Source organism: Algibacter sp. L1A34 (genome assembly GCF_009796805.1).
Classification (GTDB): Bacteria; Bacteroidota; Bacteroidia; order Flavobacteriales; family Flavobacteriaceae; genus Algibacter.
In genome coordinates, this window is sequence record NZ_CP047029.1 from 1,182,198 (window position 1) to 1,199,047 (window position 16,850).

The 16,850-nt window shown below is 32.5% G+C and carries 17 protein-coding genes; 8 read left to right on the top strand and 9 right to left on the bottom strand.

Annotated features, from left to right (window positions below; genetic code table 11):
* Positions 1-63: 63 nt before the first annotated feature.
* From GQR97_RS05215 to GQR97_RS05250, 8 genes are all read right to left on the bottom strand, one after another.
* On the bottom strand, positions 64-822 hold the full coding sequence (locus tag GQR97_RS05215; RefSeq protein WP_158846170.1) for a tetratricopeptide repeat protein: 759 nt from the start codon (positions 820-822) through the stop codon (positions 64-66).
* 1 nt (position 823) lies between these two features.
* Positions 824-2,596 (bottom strand): BatD family protein, encoded by a 1,773-nt coding sequence (locus GQR97_RS05220; protein ID WP_158846172.1) that lies wholly within the window; start codon positions 2,594-2,596, stop codon positions 824-826.
* 64 nt (positions 2,597-2,660) lie between these two features.
* Entirely contained in the window at positions 2,661-3,518 is an 858-nt protein-coding gene (locus GQR97_RS05225; RefSeq protein WP_158846174.1) for a tetratricopeptide repeat protein, read from the bottom strand.
* 55 nt (positions 3,519-3,573) lie between these two features.
* Positions 3,574-4,611 carry a vWA domain-containing protein gene (locus GQR97_RS05230; protein ID WP_158846176.1) on the bottom strand — a complete coding sequence of 346 codons (1,038 nt, stop codon included), beginning with the start codon at positions 4,609-4,611 and terminating at the stop codon, positions 3,574-3,576.
* A gap of 62 nt (positions 4,612-4,673) precedes the next feature.
* On the bottom strand, positions 4,674-5,681 hold the full coding sequence (locus GQR97_RS05235; protein ID WP_158846178.1) for a vWA domain-containing protein: 1,008 nt from the start codon (positions 5,679-5,681) through the stop codon (positions 4,674-4,676).
* Complete coding sequence (locus GQR97_RS05240; RefSeq protein WP_158851603.1) at positions 5,681-7,282, bottom strand: FeoB-associated Cys-rich membrane protein; 1,602 nt, start codon at positions 7,280-7,282, stop codon at positions 5,681-5,683. Before GQR97_RS05240 ends, GQR97_RS05235 begins: the two co-directional genes overlap by 1 nt.
* A 100-nt stretch (positions 7,283-7,382) precedes the next feature.
* Positions 7,383-8,249 carry a DUF58 domain-containing protein gene (locus GQR97_RS05245; RefSeq protein ID WP_158846179.1) on the bottom strand — a complete coding sequence of 289 codons (867 nt, stop codon included), beginning with the start codon at positions 8,247-8,249 and terminating at the stop codon, positions 7,383-7,385.
* A gap of 101 nt (positions 8,250-8,350) precedes the next feature.
* Positions 8,351-9,352, bottom strand: a complete 1,002-nt coding sequence (locus GQR97_RS05250; RefSeq protein WP_158846180.1) for an AAA family ATPase — start codon at positions 9,350-9,352, stop codon at positions 8,351-8,353.
* A 279-nt stretch (positions 9,353-9,631) separates the two neighbouring features.
* Here GQR97_RS05250 and GQR97_RS05255 point away from each other — a divergent pair, with 279 nt between their 5' ends.
* The 4 genes from GQR97_RS05255 (at position 9,632) to GQR97_RS19950 (ending at position 13,052) form a co-directional block, all read left to right on the top strand.
* Positions 9,632-10,549 (top strand): IS1595 family transposase, encoded by a 918-nt coding sequence (locus GQR97_RS05255; RefSeq protein WP_158846181.1) that lies wholly within the window; start codon positions 9,632-9,634, stop codon positions 10,547-10,549.
* A 90-nt stretch (positions 10,550-10,639) separates the two neighbouring features.
* Positions 10,640-11,392 carry an SDR family NAD(P)-dependent oxidoreductase gene (locus GQR97_RS05260; protein WP_158846182.1) on the top strand — a complete coding sequence of 251 codons (753 nt, stop codon included), beginning with the start codon at positions 10,640-10,642 and terminating at the stop codon, positions 11,390-11,392.
* Positions 11,389-12,522 carry an ATP-binding protein gene (locus tag GQR97_RS05265; protein ID WP_158846183.1) on the top strand — a complete coding sequence of 378 codons (1,134 nt, stop codon included), beginning with the start codon at positions 11,389-11,391 and terminating at the stop codon, positions 12,520-12,522. Before GQR97_RS05260 ends, GQR97_RS05265 begins: the two co-directional genes overlap by 4 nt.
* Before the next feature lie 413 nt (positions 12,523-12,935).
* Positions 12,936-13,052: a PID-CTERM protein-sorting domain-containing protein gene (locus GQR97_RS19950; RefSeq protein ID WP_368736169.1), complete on the top strand. Its 117-nt coding sequence runs from the start codon at positions 12,936-12,938 to the stop codon at positions 13,050-13,052.
* Here GQR97_RS19950 and GQR97_RS05270 read toward each other — a convergent pair.
* Positions 13,038-13,625: a riboflavin synthase gene (locus GQR97_RS05270; RefSeq protein ID WP_158846184.1), complete on the bottom strand. Its 588-nt coding sequence runs from the start codon at positions 13,623-13,625 to the stop codon at positions 13,038-13,040. The two genes, GQR97_RS19950 and GQR97_RS05270, sit on opposite strands and share 15 nt — an antisense overlap.
* A 76-nt stretch (positions 13,626-13,701) precedes the next feature.
* Between GQR97_RS05270 and pdxA the strand changes: the two genes are divergently transcribed.
* The 4 genes from pdxA to GQR97_RS05290 all read left to right on the top strand — a co-directional run bounded on the left by pdxA (position 13,702) and on the right by GQR97_RS05290 (position 16,831).
* Positions 13,702-14,772 (top strand): 4-hydroxythreonine-4-phosphate dehydrogenase PdxA, encoded by a 1,071-nt coding sequence (pdxA, locus tag GQR97_RS05275; protein WP_158846185.1) that lies wholly within the window; start codon positions 13,702-13,704, stop codon positions 14,770-14,772.
* 129 nt (positions 14,773-14,901) lie between these two features.
* Positions 14,902-15,444 (top strand): YceD family protein, encoded by a 543-nt coding sequence (locus GQR97_RS05280; protein WP_158846186.1) that lies wholly within the window; start codon positions 14,902-14,904, stop codon positions 15,442-15,444.
* Positions 15,445-15,453: 9 nt separating this feature from the next.
* The gene (rpmF, locus tag GQR97_RS05285) at positions 15,454-15,654 is read left to right on the top strand and encodes a 50S ribosomal protein L32 (RefSeq protein WP_158846187.1); all 201 of its coding nucleotides are present in this window, start codon (positions 15,454-15,456) and stop codon (positions 15,652-15,654) included.
* A 178-nt stretch (positions 15,655-15,832) separates the two neighbouring features.
* Complete coding sequence (locus GQR97_RS05290) at positions 15,833-16,831, top strand: beta-ketoacyl-ACP synthase III (protein WP_158846188.1); 999 nt, start codon at positions 15,833-15,835, stop codon at positions 16,829-16,831.
* Positions 16,832-16,850: the final 19 nt, after the last annotated feature.

Below are 16,850 nucleotides of genomic sequence, written 5' to 3' on the forward strand. Positions count from 1 at the left end.
TTATTTTAAATTTTATCAACCGCTAATATACTATTAAAATTTTATGGGGATATTAATAGCATATTAAAATGCTGTTAATATTTTAATATCTTCGGAAGCTAACCATCCCATTTTGCCATCGGATAGTTTTATTTTTTTCCAATTATCAACAGAATCTATAACCTGAACCTTGGTTCCTTCATGAAGTCTAAAAGATTCCTCACTACGTAAATTAGGTTCGCTTTTAACCTGAGTTTCTTGAGCAAAAACGATAGCTGGTTTATCTTTTTTATCCAATGCGTATTTCTGAAAAGCGAATGCTAAAGTCACGCATAATAATATAAGTGATAAAATACTTCCAATAAAAGTTAAACGTTTTCGGCCAGTAGAATAAGCAAAGTAATAGATTAAAAATAATATCACGAACACAAACACAAGTACTACAGTTGCTTTTGCCCAAGCATCAAACGACATACTATTAGTGATGTTTTTAAATAATTTAGAAAAGCCAACATTTGGAACCACACCAATAGCATCTACCGTCATATTTTGCGCAAATGCCAAATTGTTTTTAATGTCTTTATCATTTGGAGCCAACTGCAATGCTTTTTCATAATAAAAAATACTTGGCGCAATATTGTTAAGCTTGTAATGTGCATTAGCCATATTGAAATACAAATCGGCCGAATGTTTTTTAGTGCTTAAAATATCATCGTATTTTTGAATAGCTTCGGCATATTTACCTTCATTATAAAGTGCATTACCCTGCTTAAAAAGAGCATCGTTTTGAGCAAATAATCCAAAACTAAACAAAAACGAAAGTATGTATAATAAATTTTTCATATTAACGTGCTTGTTTATCAATTAACGAAATAGTTTTAGCGGCTTTATCATAATCCTCCTGCATGGTTACAATATCTATTGGCGTGTAACGCGCTAATTCACAGCTTTCTAAAATACTTTCAAAATCCTTTATTACTTGAGCATCTACTTCTTTTTTCAAAAGTAAAACAGTTATTTTATCTTTACTCAATTCGTTGGTTTCAATATGTAATTTTGCCTTTAAATAATTATGCAATGCTTTTTCTAAAGCGATATAAAACGCTTCTTTTTGACCTAAAGATTTCTTAGCGCTACTTAAATATTTCTTAGCTAATTTATCTGCTTTTCGAATACGGTTTCCGTAAACATCGGCATCTCTACTTGCTTTCTTATTACGAAAAACAATAGCAATCGGTATCACTAAAAACGGTAATAATAACAAGCTCCAAAACAAATTAGTTTTAAAGAAATCATTAGGTTTTATACTCGTGAAATTAGTTTTAGTTTTTATAAAAGCAAACTGGTCGTTGTTTAAAACTACTGCCTGTTTATTACTATTAGCATTAGTATTCTCAGTATTTGCGTTAGCATTGTTTAATGGACCGTTTTGTACATCGATAATAATTTCATCAGAATTTAATCGCTTATAAGTTTTAGTATTTAAATCGAAATATGAAAATGAAATACTAGGAATTGGATATTTACCTTTATACTGTGGTACTACTGTATAACTATCTAAAATATCACCTTGCATACCCGCAGAATTCGTTTTCACGTTTTCTGTATGTTCCGGTTCATAAACCTCTAATGAGCTTGGTAATGATAGTCTAGGAAGTTTAAAAAGCTTTAAATTACCATTTCCTTTAACTCCTACTTTTATTTGAAGTGATTCCGAAGCATCTAACACTTGTTTTGAGCTCGTAACATCGAAACTAAAACTACCAACAGCACCTGTAAAATCGGCAGGTTTACCTTGCTCTGGCAAAGGCTTAACTGTTATAGTTTGATTACCCGCTGATACCGTTCTACTTACTCGCGTCATTAATGACCCGCCAAAAATATCACGACGGTTTGTTGGAACACGCATAGAGAGATTTAAACTCAATGGCTCAATGTTCAATTTCCCTGTTTTTTGCGGATATAATACTGTTTTACGCAATATTAAATAGCGATAATCTTCTCCTTTAAATTTACCGTTTTGAACTTTTTGACCTTTCGTATCTATATTCTGACTCCAAAAATCATTATATCTCGGGCTATCAATTTCATTCCAATTATCCACTGCAATATTTGGCGACACATAAAGCTTATAAACTATCGAAATAGCCTCATTTAAATACGGATTGGTTTTCGAAATTTCGGCAACCAAATGAATGTTTTCTGAAGCAATAAAGTTAGGATCATTAGGATCTTTAGGTTTATCTACTGCTGCGGTAACTACAACTTTCACAGGAATTGTTTTATAAACTGTGCCATCGATAACAATAGTAGCTTGAGAAATTGTGAAATCGCCTCGTTTCTTTGGTGTTAAAAAATAGGTGTATGTTTTTTTATAAGTACGCACACCATTAATCCAAGAGTTACTCACAGATTGGTTTGGCCCACTAACATTAAAGTTTGAAAAATCTGGCGGATTAAAATTATCGCCATCTTTATTCATTTCAAAATCGACACGTAAACGCTCATTTACACCTAATGTTTTCTTACTTACCTTGGCTTCAAATTTAACTTGAGCAGAAGCCATACTTGAAATAAGAACGAAAAATAATATGGATATATGTTTTACTACTTTCATGTTTTAAATTTAAAAAACTTTAAGAATTTTAAAATCTTTTGGATACTGAAAACTGACTGCTAAACTACCAATCCTTTTCGGCTTTAACCTTAACTCCTTGTGCTTTTTCAGCATTCATTTTTTCTTGAACCTTTTGTTCTTGGTTATTCATGGCTTCAAGCAAGTTTTTCATTTGCTGAGCAGACATTTGTCCTGGTTGTGGTTTAGGTTGTTGTTGCTCTTTTTTATCCTTATCGCCATCTTTACCTTGATCTTCCTTTTCATCTTTAGGCTTACCTTCATCATCTTTTTTATCGTCGCCTTCCTTCTTTTCTTTATCGCCCTCGTCTTTTTTGTCTTCTTTATTATCGCCTTCCTTGTCTTTGTTATCTTTATTTTCCTTATCGTCTTTTTTATCCTTGTTATCCTTCTGGTCTTCGTTTTTGTCTTTCTTATCGTCTTTATTTTGGTCTTCTTTATCTTGCTGCTCCTTCGCACATTCTTTCGCTAGACCTAAATTATAACGTGTTTCATCATCTGCAGGGTTATTTCTTAACGCACTTTTAAAAGCTTCAACGGCTTCTTTGCATTTTTTACCTTTCATTAAAATAGTTCCAATGTTATGGAATGCCTTATGTTTTTCAGATTTTGAAGTTGCTTTTTTTGCGGCTTCTTGCAACCTGTAAACAGCCTCATCAAAACTACCTTTAGTATAATAAGCATTCCCTAAATTGTATGCACCCGCAATACTATTAGGGTTTTCTGAAATGGCTTTTCTATATTCCATTTCCGCAGAAACATAATCATCTTCATTTACCAAATTATTGCCCTCGTAAACATAATCATTGGCTTTTTTGAGTGCTTGTAACTGTGCTTTTTCTTCATCTTGCGAAAAAGAAAAAAGGGTTACAAATAAAATTATAAGTGTTGCTAAGTATTTCATTTTTAAATTGTTCTATCTAAGATAAAAAACTTAGATTTTTTTGTTGTTAATGAAATTATAAATTCTCATTAAATAAATTCAATTTCTTCAACCAGCCTGTTTTTCGTTCTAATAAGAAGATATCTATCAGTAAAAAGAAAACTCCCAAACCCAAAAACCATTGAAACTGATCTTTAAAATCGGCAAATTGCTTGGCTTCAAACTCCGTTTTGTCCATACCGTTTAATATTTCACGAATCTTTTCAACCACATCATTAGTGTTTTTTCCGTTAATATATACACCATCCGCTTCGTCGGCTATCTTTTTTAAAGTATCTTCATTTAAACGTGTAATTACCGTTTCACCTTGATTGTCTTTCTTATAATTTAAAACAATCCCATTTTTTTTAAGAGGAATTGGCCCACCTTTCACATCGCCAACACCAATGGTAAATATCCGAATACCTTCATCATGCGCTTGTTCAGCATAAGCTAAGGCATCTTCACTATGATCTTCACCGTCTGAAATAATAATTAAAACACGATTGGTTTGTTCCTCGTTATCAAAATAAGTGGTTGCTAATTTAATAGCTTCATTGATTGCTGTTCCTTGTGATGACAACATATCGGTATTCATGTTGTTTAAAAACATTTTAGCCGATCCATAATCTGTAGTTATAGGTAACTGCGGAAATGCTTTACCTGCGTATGCAATAATACCAACACGATCACTAGCCAAATTGTTAATGATTTGCGTTACTAGTTGTTTCGATTTTTCTAATCGATTTGGCGCAATATCTTCGGCCAACATACTTTTAGAAACATCGACAGCAAACACAATATCGACACCTTCACGCTTTACCGTTTCTAGTTTTGTACCAATTTTAGGGTTCACCAACGCAATAGTTAAGCACAAGAATGCTAAACTTAAAACCACCACTTTTAAAATCGATTTAAACAGCGATTTATTCGGGCTTAAACGTTTTAATAACTCTTTATCGGCAAACTTTTTTTGTGTTCGGTATCTCCAAAATTGAAGCAACAAAAACAATACGATTATTACAGGAATAATCGCTAAGGTCCAAAACCATATTTTTTCTTCTAATTGAAACATGTATCAGTATTCAGTTTTTCAGTATTCAGTTGGCAGTCAATCTTAATACTGTCTACTTCTTTTTAAATAAAACTTTTAAACAATGTATTACGCAATAGTAATTCTAACAACAATAAAAAGCCTGCTAAAAGCACTAATGGTCTATATTTTTCTTCGTAATTATAAAATTTAAACTCTTCAACATCTGTTTTTTCGAGCTTATTGATTTCGCTATAAATTTCTTCTAATTTCTTATTATTTGTGGCTCTAAAATATTTTCCACCTGTTACGGTTGCAATTTCTTTTAATAAAGTTTCGTCTATTTCAACTTTAATTCTACCGTATTGAAATTGGCCCGTTCTAGGATCGATAGCTACCGGAGATAACGCCATACCATTGGTTCCCAAACCAATGGTATAGGTTTTAATACCATATTCAACAGCTAGTTCACTCGCAATTTTAGGATCTATAAAACCAGAATTATTAACACCATCGGTTAATAAAATAATAACTTTACTTTTAGCTTTACTATCTTTTAATCGGTTTACAGATGTTGCTAAACCCATACCAATAGCAGTTCCGCCTTCAATAATATTATTGTACTCAATACTTTTTAAAGAACGTAAAACAATCGCTTTATCACTGGTTATTGGTGTTTTTGTATAGCTTTCTCCAGCATATTCTACCAAACCTATTCTATCATTTGGTCGACCTTTAATAAACTCTGCGGCAACTTCTTTTAAAGCGTCTAAACGATTTGGGCGTAAATCTTTCGCCAACATACTCGCCGAAACATCAATAGCCATAACAATATCGATACCTCGTGTGGTTTTTGTTTTAGATGAAACATCTACCGTTTGCGGTCTCGCCAAAGCCATAATTAATAAAGCTAAAGCCAATAAACGTAAAGCAAACATGATGGGTTTCAATTTTGTTAACCAAGAACTAGTTACTTTAAACCCTTTTAAACTCGATATTTTTAATTCTGCCGTTTGCTTGTTTCTCTTAAAGATATACCACAAAACAGCTAGTGGTAGCAAAAGAAACAACCAGAAAAATTCTTTATTTACAAATTCGATGCCTTCAAACATTATTCTTCTGCTTTTTTAAGTTCAACGGAATTTATAATACGTTCTACAATTTTATCGGCATAATCATCGCTTTTATTCCAAACAATAGAAATACGCTGTAAAATATTTTTAGTTGAAAATTGTAAAATCACATACTCACCTTCATAAAACTCCTTAGAGTTTAAAATCGGGAAACTTGCAGTTCCATGAGTTTTTAATCCTTCAGCGCCATTTGGAGTCGTAAACTTATCGCTTAATACAACAATATCTGTAACTCCAGCTTGCTCTAACTGTTTTATAGCCCCGTCTTGAGCTTGTTTTAAATCGATATCTTCTTCCGGATTAGCTTGCTTTAAAACAATGGTAGACACATCGACACTAAAGAAGTTTAATAAACTTCCATAGCTAAAACTTGTAGCACTCATTTGGGCTTTTGCTTCCTCTGGAAGCTCTACCGAATTACGTTTTAAAACCTTTGGTGTTGTAATAGTTATTGGCGGAACACCATACGCACTAGTTACCCAATCACCTTCTAAAAGCTCAATACTATCGTGCCCAATAATGGTATCTTTCACATAACTAAATCCATATTTTAAAGAGAAGCCTACAAAAGTTGCTATCATTAAAAACACCGCAATCACTACGGTTAAAATAATTTTATTACGCTTCTTTTTACGCGCTTGCTCTTCACGATATTTTTCATCTAAAAGTTTTTCTTCCTCAGTTGGTTCTGGTAAAGCTTCTTTTACGTTGTCTATTTCAATATCTATTGTACTTCTATCTATTTTTGCTAACTCAACATCTGGAGCAGATTTCGCGAATTTCACTAAATCGGCACGTTTTAAAATACTTTCTAAGTTTTTAATATCTTCTTTACTCAAATCAACTTGATTACCTTCTTTCAGTATATTTAAACGCTTTATCAACTCATCGGTTGTGCTTTCTAATGCGCGATCATAAACTTTTTCGTCTAAATATTTTCTGATAATAAACGTTAATTCAGAATAATAATCTTTTAAATTTTCTTGTTCTAAATAGGTGCTTTCATCTAACTTCACCAAGGCTAATTTTGCACGATCGTATGGTGGCAATAAAGCAATTTTTTCTTCTTCGGAAAGCGGCTTTTTACGCCAAATAAACCAATATAACAGAAAACCAACGGCAGCAATAATTAACAATACTATTAATACTGTTTTCCACCAATCGCTAGAAGATTCTTGAACCTCGATAATAGGTTTAATATCATAAAGCCCTTGTTTTGTTGTATCTATTACTACATTATTAACCTCAACCTTTAAGGAATCGGTGAAAAATATTTTAGTACCAATAATTATTTTTTGACGGGGAATGGTGTACGAACCCGAATCGAATTGTGTTAATCCGTATTTTTTAACAAGATTGTATTTGTCTTTATTCTTTAAGGTATCTACGGCATAAGATTCTATCATTTCTAAAGGAGAAAAAGATTGCCCCTCTGGAAAAACGACTAAACTCGTAGTATCGGTTTCAACTTGAATATGATAGGTAATTTGCTCACCAATTTTTATTGAAGTAGAATCGATTGCCGATGTAACTTGAGAAAATGAGAAAAAAGAAAACAAAGAAAAGAAGATAGCCAGCATAACGGAACATTTTCCGATGGCCGACACTTTGTTTGATTTATTTATATTTTCTATAATATGTTGTTTCACTTTCAATATTTTTTTAATTCTTATTTTAGAATTATGCGCGGTGTTTAAAATAACCTAATAACTTTTTAACGTAACTTTCGTCCACTCTACAATCTATTGCGCCTGCTCCAGATTTAGTAAAACTTTCTTTATAGTATTTTGCCTTTTCGTGATAAAATTTACTGTAGTTTTTACGTACCGTTTTTGATGATGTGTTTACTAACATAAATTCACCTGTTTCTTCATCCTGCATTTGCACCATCCCTAAATTAGGAATATCTTCTTCACGCTTATCGTAAACTCGAATTCCAGTAACATCGTGTTTTCTAGCAACAATTTTCATGGTTTGAAAATAATCGTCTGCAATAAAATCTGACAGAACAAAAGCAATCACTTTTTTCTTCATCACGTTTTGCATAAACTTTAAAGCTTCGGCCAAATTAGTCTGTTTACTTTCTGGTTGAAATTCTATTAATTCTCGAATAATACGAAGTACATGCGAACGTCCTTTTTTAGGCGGGATGTATAATTCTACCTTATCAGAAAATAAAATAAGTCCTATTTTATCGTTATTCTGTGTTGCAGAAAAAGCTAAAGTTGCAGCAATTTCTGTAACTACTTCATTCTTAAATTGACTTTCGGTACCAAATAGTTCCGATCCCGAAACATCAACCACAAGCATCATGGTAAGTTCACGTTCTTCTTCAAAAACTTTTACGTAAGGTTCGCTATAGCGCGCGGTAACATTCCAATCTATATTTCGAACATCATCGCCAAAATTGTATTGGCGCACTTCACTAAACGTCATACCACGCCCCTTGAAAGTGGAATGATATTCACCTCCAAAAATATGATCAGACAGTCGTCGTGTCTTAATCTCAATTTTACGTACTTTTTTTAGTAATTCTTTAGTATCCATGTTTTCAGTATGCAGTGTGCAGTCTTCAGTTAGCAGTCATAACAAAATAGTACTCAAATAAGCCATTACCTACCTCAATACCGTTTTACTGTTAACTCATTCTATGGTACTTCAATCTCGTTAACGATTTTATTAATAATATCTACAGACGTTACATTTTCAGCTTCAGCTTCGTATGTAATACCAATTCTATGGCGCAACACATCGTAAACTACAGCACGAACGTCTTCTGGAATAACATAACCACGACGTTTTATAAAAGCGTAACATTTTGCTGCAGTAGCTAAATTGATACTACCACGAGGCGATGCTCCAAATGAAATTAATGGTTTTAAATCGCTAAGTTTATATTTTTCCGGATAACGCGTTGCGAAAATAATATCCAGTATGTATTTTTCAATTTTCTCGTCCATGTAAACTTCACGAACCGCTTCTTGCGCTCTTAATATTTGAGCTACAGAAACTACAGGATTTACTTTTTCCCAAGATCCTTTTAAATTAGAACGCATGATAAGTTGTTCTTCATCTAATTTAGGATAATCTATCACAGTTTTTAGCATAAAACGATCGACCTGTGCTTCCGGTAAAGAATAAGTTCCTTCCTGTTCTACGGGATTCATCGTTGCCATTACTAAAAAGGGTTTATCTAACTTATAAGTTTCATCACCAATAGTCACCTGCTTTTCTTGCATGGCTTCTAATAATGCCGATTGCACTTTTGCTGGCGCACGGTTTATCTCATCTGCTAATACAAAATTTGCAAAAATAGGTCCTTTTTTAATCGAAAAATCATTAAGCTTCATGTTGTAGATTAATGTTCCAGTAACATCGGCCGGTAATAAATCTGGCGTAAACTGAATACGGCTAAAACTACCATCTACAGCTTGTGCCAACGTATTAATCGCTAATGTTTTTGCTAATCCAGGAACACCTTCTAATAAAATATGTCCTTGTCCTAATAAACCAATTAGTAAACGCTCCACCATATGTTTTTGGCCTACGATCACTTTGTTCATTTCAAGCATTAGTAAATCAACAAAAGCACTTTCCTTTTCAATTTTCTCGTTTATCGACTTAATATCAATTGTACCTGTTTCTTCCATTATTTTCTAGTAATTTAAAAGCCGAATATACAGCTCTTATTTTGAGTAGTGCAAATTGTTAAAATTTTTCGGTTGAGGCTGTTAAAAATTGGTTAAAAATTAAAGCAAATTCAATGATTTCGCACTTTAACCTATTATTATGATAAGTTTTTCTTAATTATTTTTTTATTTATTTTAGGAAAAAGCCTTTAAATTATAATTAATTATAATGTATATCCGTAAACATCCCTAAGTTGTATTAATTTACTTATCTTTAGCTAGTTGTAATTTATTTAATTTATGGATATATTTTCTTTTGGAGTTCATTTTACTGATGAATCAAGTTGTCGCTTACATTTTAAAGAACAGCGAGATAAACAAGGAGTGATTTGTCACCGTTGTCAGGGGAAAGATCACTATTGGTTAAAAAATAAGTGGAGTTATCAGTGTAAATCCTGTAAAGCCAGAATTTCTTTACGTAGTGGAACTATAATGGAAAGTTCCAAGTTATCCTTTATGACTTGGTATAAAACTATATTTCTAATGAGTACTACAAAAAAAGGTTTTTCAAGTAAGGAAATACAGCGTCAATTGGGTTTAAAACGTTATGAGCCTGTTTGGGCAATGGTTCACAAGTTACGTAAAGCAATGGGAGAGCGAGATGATCGATATACTTTAGAAGGCATGATAGAAATGGATGAAGGTTATTTTACAATAGAAGCCTCAGAAAATGATCATAAAACACAGAAATCTGGTCGTGGAAGTAAAACTAAGTCAAATGTTATGATAATGGCAGAGAGTACAGTGCTTGAAAATCTAGATACAGGCGAAGTTGAGCGCCAATGTAGATATTTTAAAGCTAAAGTCCTTACGGATCATAAACCACAGGGTACTGACCAAACTTTACAATCAAGCATTGATGGTAATCAGAATATTGTTTTTACAGATCAAAGCACATCATATGTGAATATAGCCGATTATGTAGAGATACATGTGAGTAAAAAATCTAATGAACAGACAACTAAGGAAACTTTAAAATGGGTGCATATAGCTATTAGTAATGCTAAAAGAAATTTTGTAGGTACCTATCATAAAATTAAAGCTAAATACCTCCAATTATATCTTAATGAATTTGTTTACAAACTCAACAGAAGATATTTTGGAGATAAGATATTTGACAGGTTAGTAATAGTTAGTATCACAGCTAATGGACATTAAGCGGATATACATATTAATTATTAAACTAAGTAAACTGCAATATGTTTTTAAGTATTTTTATAGATGAATTAAATTGAATAAAAAAACAGCATGACAAGAACAGCCTTAATTACAGGAGCAACAAGTGGTATTGGCAAAGCAACCGCCTATGAATTTGCTAAAAACGGAATTAGATTAATACTGTGTGGCCGACGACTAGAACGCCTAAACATCATACAAAAGGAACTAAAACTCCTAACTGATGTACATATTCTAAATTTTGATGTACGCAACAAGCAAGCCACCCTTGCTGCTATTGATAATTTGCCTGACAATTTTAAAACGATTGATATTTTAATAAATAACGCAGGAAATGCACATGGCCTAGACGCTATTAATGAAGGTAATATCGATGATTGGGATGCTATGATAGATATAAATGTAAAAGGATTACTTTATGTTAGCAAAGCCGTTATCCCCAAAATGACAAAACGAAAATCGGGACATATTATTAATATTGGATCCTCGGCAGGAAAAGAAGTTTACCCAAAAGGGAATGTGTATTGCGCCAGCAAACATGCCGTTTTAGCGATCACGGAAGGTATGCGCATTGACTTAAACCCATACGGTATTAAAGTTGGAGCCGTAAATCCTGGTATGGTGGAAACCGAATTTTCAGAAGTACGATTTAAAGGAGATACTAGTGCTAATAATGTTTACAAAGGTTTTAAAGCTCTAGAAGCCAAAGATGTTGCCGATGTTATATATTTTGCAATTTCCCGACCGCCACATGTTAACCTTGCCGATATTTTAATGTTTTGCACAGCACAGGCTAGCTCTACTATTATTAAAAAAGAAGCATGATTAATAAACGCCTTCTCATAAAACACCTTTTAGCTCACAATGACGAGAACAGTTTTTATGACAAAAAGCGGAAAATTGATATTGGTCACAAGGAAGGAAAAGCTAAATTTTTAAAACACGTTTGTGCCTTATCAAATAGCAACCCCAAGAACAACTCGTATATTGTAATTGGTGTTGAAGATGAAGATAATAATATTGTTGGTGTCGATTTTTTTGATGATAGTAAAATTCAAAATTTAATAAATGCATATTTAACCAATCCACCAATTGTTCAATATGAAAACATTCCGTTTCCTCATTTACCAGATAATAAAGTAGTTGGCTTAGTAACTATTAGACCAACAGGAAAACTAACATCACTCAAGAAAAATGTTTGGAAATATTATGGAGGCTCTGTGTTTTTTAGAGACGGAAGCATAAGTATGCCAAAGGTTTTCGATGTTGAAATTGAAGACGTAAACTCTGAAATTGTTGAAGCCATAGAAAAAAACGCCCAAAACAATATAGAACACACGCTCGATGGGGTTTTCGACTTCATGAAAAACCGAGTAGATTACAACCCGCAATATAAAGTGTTTAAAGAATATTTTGTAATCTGTTGGGCCGGACAAAAAAAGATAACGAAAGATCAAGTTTATTTTTCAAGAGTAGATATTAAACTAATAAACGAACAGGTACTTCTCTTTTTTTCAGCACTTGACGAAGTATCCATAATAATAGACGATGATACTTTTAAAATTATTGAATATGTTAATTTAGGGTTTCAAAACTCAAATAAATATTATCCATTAGAAGAAACCGTTATTAAATTTGAAAATAATGTCAGCTACACTATTGAAACTAAACTTCTATTTCAGCCTCCACAGTATGATAAAAAACTTTTATACCACATTTACAATACCAATAACGCTATTTTAGAAAAACTAAAAAAAGGACTAACAATAACCAAAGAAGAAGACAACGATTTAAAAAACCTACCAGTCACCTATTTAATTTGTTACCTTAACTTATTTCATGAAGCTATAGATAAACTCAACGAAGCCAAACCTTATTTAAAATTATACAACGGAGAAGTTTACACCTTATACAAAGAAACCATCAGGGTTTTAAGAAAAATAAAATATAGTTAACCATAAATTAACATAAAAAATAGCTATTAAATAAAATTAAGATTAAATTTGTCATGCTATTAATCTTTTTAAGATATAAACCTTGATGCTAGTTTTTAATTATATTAAAAACAGTTCAAGGTTTTTTTTGTTAAAAAACCACAGAACGATTTAAGTGAATACAAATATTTCTTAAATGAAACACACTATTCAACAAATAAAAACGTTAAAGCACATGATAACAAGCTCAAAAAACAACCTTTTATCGATACTTTTAGTCGTTTCACAGGTATTTATACGTAAATAGTAGATTTAATCCTTTGTTAGTTGAGTTTTTTTAATATTTTTACCAGATAATGACAATACAAAACAAAAGAATATTTGCCTCAATCTTATTTGTATTAATAAGTTTTGTATGTACCGCTCAAGGTAACATGCCGCCCCCGCCATTACCTCCATCATTCCCTGGCTTACCAATAGACGGCGGAGTGATTATAGGAGCTTGCGTCGGTGTATTTTATGGTGCTAAAAAACTATTAAAACGAAGCTAGTTTAGCCACATATTTCCCTAAAACATCAAATTCGAGATTAACAACACTACCTTTCTTAAAGGTTTTGAAGTTCGTATGCTCATAAGTATAAGGTATAATAGCGACACTAAAACTATCCTTTTTAGAGTTCACAACAGTTAAACTTGTTCCGTTTACAGTTATGGATCCTTTTTCAATAGTTAAATTATTGTTTACATCAAAATTGTAACTAAAAGTAAACACCCAACTTCCATTTGCTTCTTCAACATTTGTACAAATTGCGGTTTGATCCACATGCCCTTGAACAATATGCCCATCAAGACGATCACCTAATTTCATGGCGCGTTCTAAGTTGACCTTATCATTAATTTTTAAGGTATTTAAATTAGTTTTATCTAGTGTTTCTTTAATAGCGGTAACGGTATACTCATCATTATCTACAGCTACAACCGTTAAACAAACCCCATTGTGAGCTACACTTTGATCTATTTTTAATTCCGAAGTTATTCCGCTTTTAACGGTAATATGCAGATTATCTAATTCTTTTTTTAGGCTTGAAACTTCTCCTATATCTTCAATTATTCCGGTAAACATAGTATTATCTGTTTATTTAGTTAAATTTGCAACAGCAATTGAATTTCAAAATTACAAACAAAAGTTGTCTTTTTTAATGAAGCAAGCAGAAAATATAATAGTAGGAATATCTATAGGAGACCTAAATGGTATAGGTGGAGAAATTATTTTAAAAACTTTTGAAGACGAAAGAATTTTAGATTTCTGTACACCAGTTATTTTTGCATCTATAAAAGTAATGAGTTTTTTAAAAACCCATTTTAACTCGGGCATAAACTTTCATAGCATAAATAGCGTGAATCAAATAACCACAGGGAAAGTAAATGTATTTAATACATGGAAAGAACCTGTAAAAATTAATTTTGGCCAAGAAGATTTAAAAATTGGTGAATATGCAGTAAAATCTTTAGCATCGGCAACCAAAGCTTTAAAAGATGGAGATGTTGATGTATTGGTAACCGCTCCAATTAACAAACATAATATACAGTCTGAAGATTTTAAATTCCCAGGGCATACCGATTATTTAGCACAAGAATTAGAAGGAGAAAGCCTCATGTTCATGGTAACCGATACTCTAAGAGTCGGCTTATTAACAGACCATGTGCCCGTAAAAGATATATCAACACATATTACAGCCGAATTAATTCAGCAAAAAATAGCAACGGTATACAAATCCTTAGTAACAGATTTCAACATACAAAAACCAAAAATTGCTGTTTTAGGTATTAATCCGCACACAGGAGATAATGGTGTTATTGGTAGTGAAGATGATGATATATTAAGACCAACACTTAAAAAAATAAAAGAATCTGGCAAACTAGTTTACGGCCCTTATGCCGCAGATAGTTTCTTTGGATCGGATAATTATAAAAATTTCGATGCTATAATTGCATCATATCACGATCAAGGCCTTATTCCCTTTAAAACCTTATCATTTGGTCAAGGCGTTAATTTTACAGCAGGACTAAATAAAATACGCACTTCGCCAGATCATGGCACAGCTTACGAAATAGCAGGAAAAGGAGATGCTAACGAAAATTCATTTAAGGAAGCTTTATTTACTGCTTTAAAAATATACAAGAACAGAACTGAATTCGAAGAATTAACTTCAAACCCATTAAAAAAAGCCCCTCGAAACGAACGCAGTAAAAACTATAAAGACAGGTAGTAATAGGTGTTTTCTGCCATAAACACGATATATCTTTCTTTAAAAGAAAGATATAAACAAAAAAAAGTTCATAAGTAACGCCACGTAAATAAAAATTTATATATTTGCAGGCTCAAATTAGAAGTGATAATGAAGCCATTAAAAGAGTTTACAATTCCATTTGTAGGGTTAAAGATCGGCAAACATCAATTTAAGTTTGATATTAAACAAGCGTTCTTTGAACATTTTGAGTATGAAGATTTTAACAATGTAAACGTTAAAGCAGATGTGATCTTAGAAAAAAAGGCCACATTGCTAGAGTTAGATTTTAAAATCTCAGGTTCTGTTAACGTAAATTGCGATTTAACAAACGAACCTTACGACCAATCGATTGAAAACGATTTTCATTTGGTGGTTAATTTCGGTGATGAATATAACGATGAAAACGTTGATATTCTAATACTACCTCACGGTACTTACGAAGTTAGCATTGATCAATACATTTATGAACTAATTGTATTATCTGTTCCAATAAAACGTATTCATCCAGGTGTAGAAGATGGAACATTAGATTCCGACATACTTGATAAATTAGAACAATTAAGCCCTGGGCTTAAAGAAAAAAACGAACAAAACGAGGATGATATAGATCCTCGCTGGAATACATTAAAGAAATTATTAACGGATAAATAAACATATAAAATGGCACATCCTAAAAGAAAAATCTCGAAAACAAGAAGAGATAAAAGAAGAACACATTACAAAGCAACTGCGCCACAGATTGCTACTTGCCCAACAACAGGTGAGCCGCATTTATACCACAGAGCACATTGGCATGAAGGTAAATTATACTATAGAGGTCAAATATTAATTGACAACTCAGAAGTAGAAAACGTAGCATAACATTATGCATGCATATAATAAAACACTCATTTATGAGTGTTTTTTTTATGAAATTACTTTTCGAATAGCAAAAAAACGTAAATTGCGTAAAATTCCGCTCGGTTTAGTGGTTTTTAAAACAATTTTGATCGTTTTTGTTCAATTTTAATGATTTTTCAGTCAAACCAACTAAAAAGTTATGAGTAAAATCTCTGCAGCAATTACAGCTGTTGGTGCTTATGTACCGGAATACGTATTAACCAATCAGATCCTTGAAACGATGGTTGATACAAATGATGAATGGATTACTTCTAGAACAGGAATTAAAGAACGCCGTATTCTTAAAGACGATGGTAAGGGTACATCGTACCTAGCAATAAAAGCCGCTCAAGACCTAATAAACAAAAAAGGTATTGACCCAAAAGATATAGAACTTGTTATTGTTGCTACAGCAACTCCAGATATGAAAGCTGCTTCAACAGCATCATTTACAGCATCAGAAATTGGTGCTATAAATGCTTTTTCTTTTGATATGGACGCGGCATGTTCTAGTTTTTTATTCGGAATGTCTGTTGCTGCTAGTTATATTGAATCTGGCCGTTATAAAAATGTATTGTTGATTGGAGCGGATAAAATGTCTTCAATTATTAATTATAAAGATAGAGCCACTTGCATTATTTTTGGAGATGGAGCTGGAGCAGTTCTTTTCGAACCTAATGAAGAAAATCTAGGCTTACAAGATGAATATTTAAGAAGTGACGGAACAGGTCGTGATTTTTTACAAGCCACTTACGGTGGATCATCTCATGCCTTAACTCACGAAATATTAGATCAAGGTGGGCAATATGCTTTTCAAGAAGGTAGAACCGTCTTTAAAAATGCTGTTTTTAATATGGCCGATGCTGCTGAAAAAATATTAAAACGTAACAACTTAACTAAAGACACTGTAGATTGGTTAGCTGCGCACCAAGCAAACAAACGTATTATTGATGCAACAGCAAACCGTATGGATTTACCAACAGAAAAGGTAATGATAAACATAGAAAAATACGGAAACACAACATCTGCAACACTCCCTTTACTTATAAACGATTACGAATCCCAACTTAAAAAAGGAGATAACGTTATTTTCGCTGCCTTTGGAGGTGGATTTAACTGGGGATCTATTTATTTAAAATGGGCTTATAACACAAAGTAACTACCAACCTAAAAAACCA

Coding starts and splice junctions, on each gene's coding strand:
- pdxA (WP_158846185.1), top strand. CDS start 13,702: ATGAAGCAAGCAGAAAATATAATAGTAGGAATATCTATAGGAGACCTA.
- GQR97_RS05250 (WP_158846180.1), bottom strand. CDS start 9,352: ATGGAAGAAACAGGTACAATTGATATTAAGTCGATAAACGAGAAAATT.
- GQR97_RS05225 (WP_158846174.1), bottom strand. CDS start 3,518: ATGAAATACTTAGCAACACTTATAATTTTATTTGTAACCCTTTTTTCT.
- GQR97_RS05280 (WP_158846186.1), top strand. CDS start 14,902: ATGAAGCCATTAAAAGAGTTTACAATTCCATTTGTAGGGTTAAAGATC.
- GQR97_RS05245 (WP_158846179.1), bottom strand. CDS start 8,249: ATGGATACTAAAGAATTACTAAAAAAAGTACGTAAAATTGAGATTAAG.
- GQR97_RS05215 (WP_158846170.1), bottom strand. CDS start 822: ATGAAAAATTTATTATACATACTTTCGTTTTTGTTTAGTTTTGGATTA.
- GQR97_RS05230 (WP_158846176.1), bottom strand. CDS start 4,611: ATGTTTCAATTAGAAGAAAAAATATGGTTTTGGACCTTAGCGATTATT.
- GQR97_RS05290 (WP_158846188.1), top strand. CDS start 15,833: ATGAGTAAAATCTCTGCAGCAATTACAGCTGTTGGTGCTTATGTACCG.
- GQR97_RS05240 (WP_158851603.1), bottom strand. CDS start 7,282: ATGCTGGCTATCTTCTTTTCTTTGTTTTCTTTTTTCTCATTTTCTCAA.
- GQR97_RS05260 (WP_158846182.1), top strand. CDS start 10,640: ATGACAAGAACAGCCTTAATTACAGGAGCAACAAGTGGTATTGGCAAA.
- GQR97_RS19950 (WP_368736169.1), top strand. CDS start 12,936: ATGCCGCCCCCGCCATTACCTCCATCATTCCCTGGCTTACCAATAGAC.
- GQR97_RS05270 (WP_158846184.1), bottom strand. CDS start 13,625: ATGTTTACCGGAATAATTGAAGATATAGGAGAAGTTTCAAGCCTAAAA.
- GQR97_RS05265 (WP_158846183.1), top strand. CDS start 11,389: ATGATTAATAAACGCCTTCTCATAAAACACCTTTTAGCTCACAATGAC.
- rpmF (WP_158846187.1), top strand. CDS start 15,454: ATGGCACATCCTAAAAGAAAAATCTCGAAAACAAGAAGAGATAAAAGA.
- GQR97_RS05235 (WP_158846178.1), bottom strand. CDS start 5,681: ATGTTTGAAGGCATCGAATTTGTAAATAAAGAATTTTTCTGGTTGTTT.
- GQR97_RS05255 (WP_158846181.1), top strand. CDS start 9,632: ATGGATATATTTTCTTTTGGAGTTCATTTTACTGATGAATCAAGTTGT.
- GQR97_RS05220 (WP_158846172.1), bottom strand. CDS start 2,596: ATGAAAGTAGTAAAACATATATCCATATTATTTTTCGTTCTTATTTCA.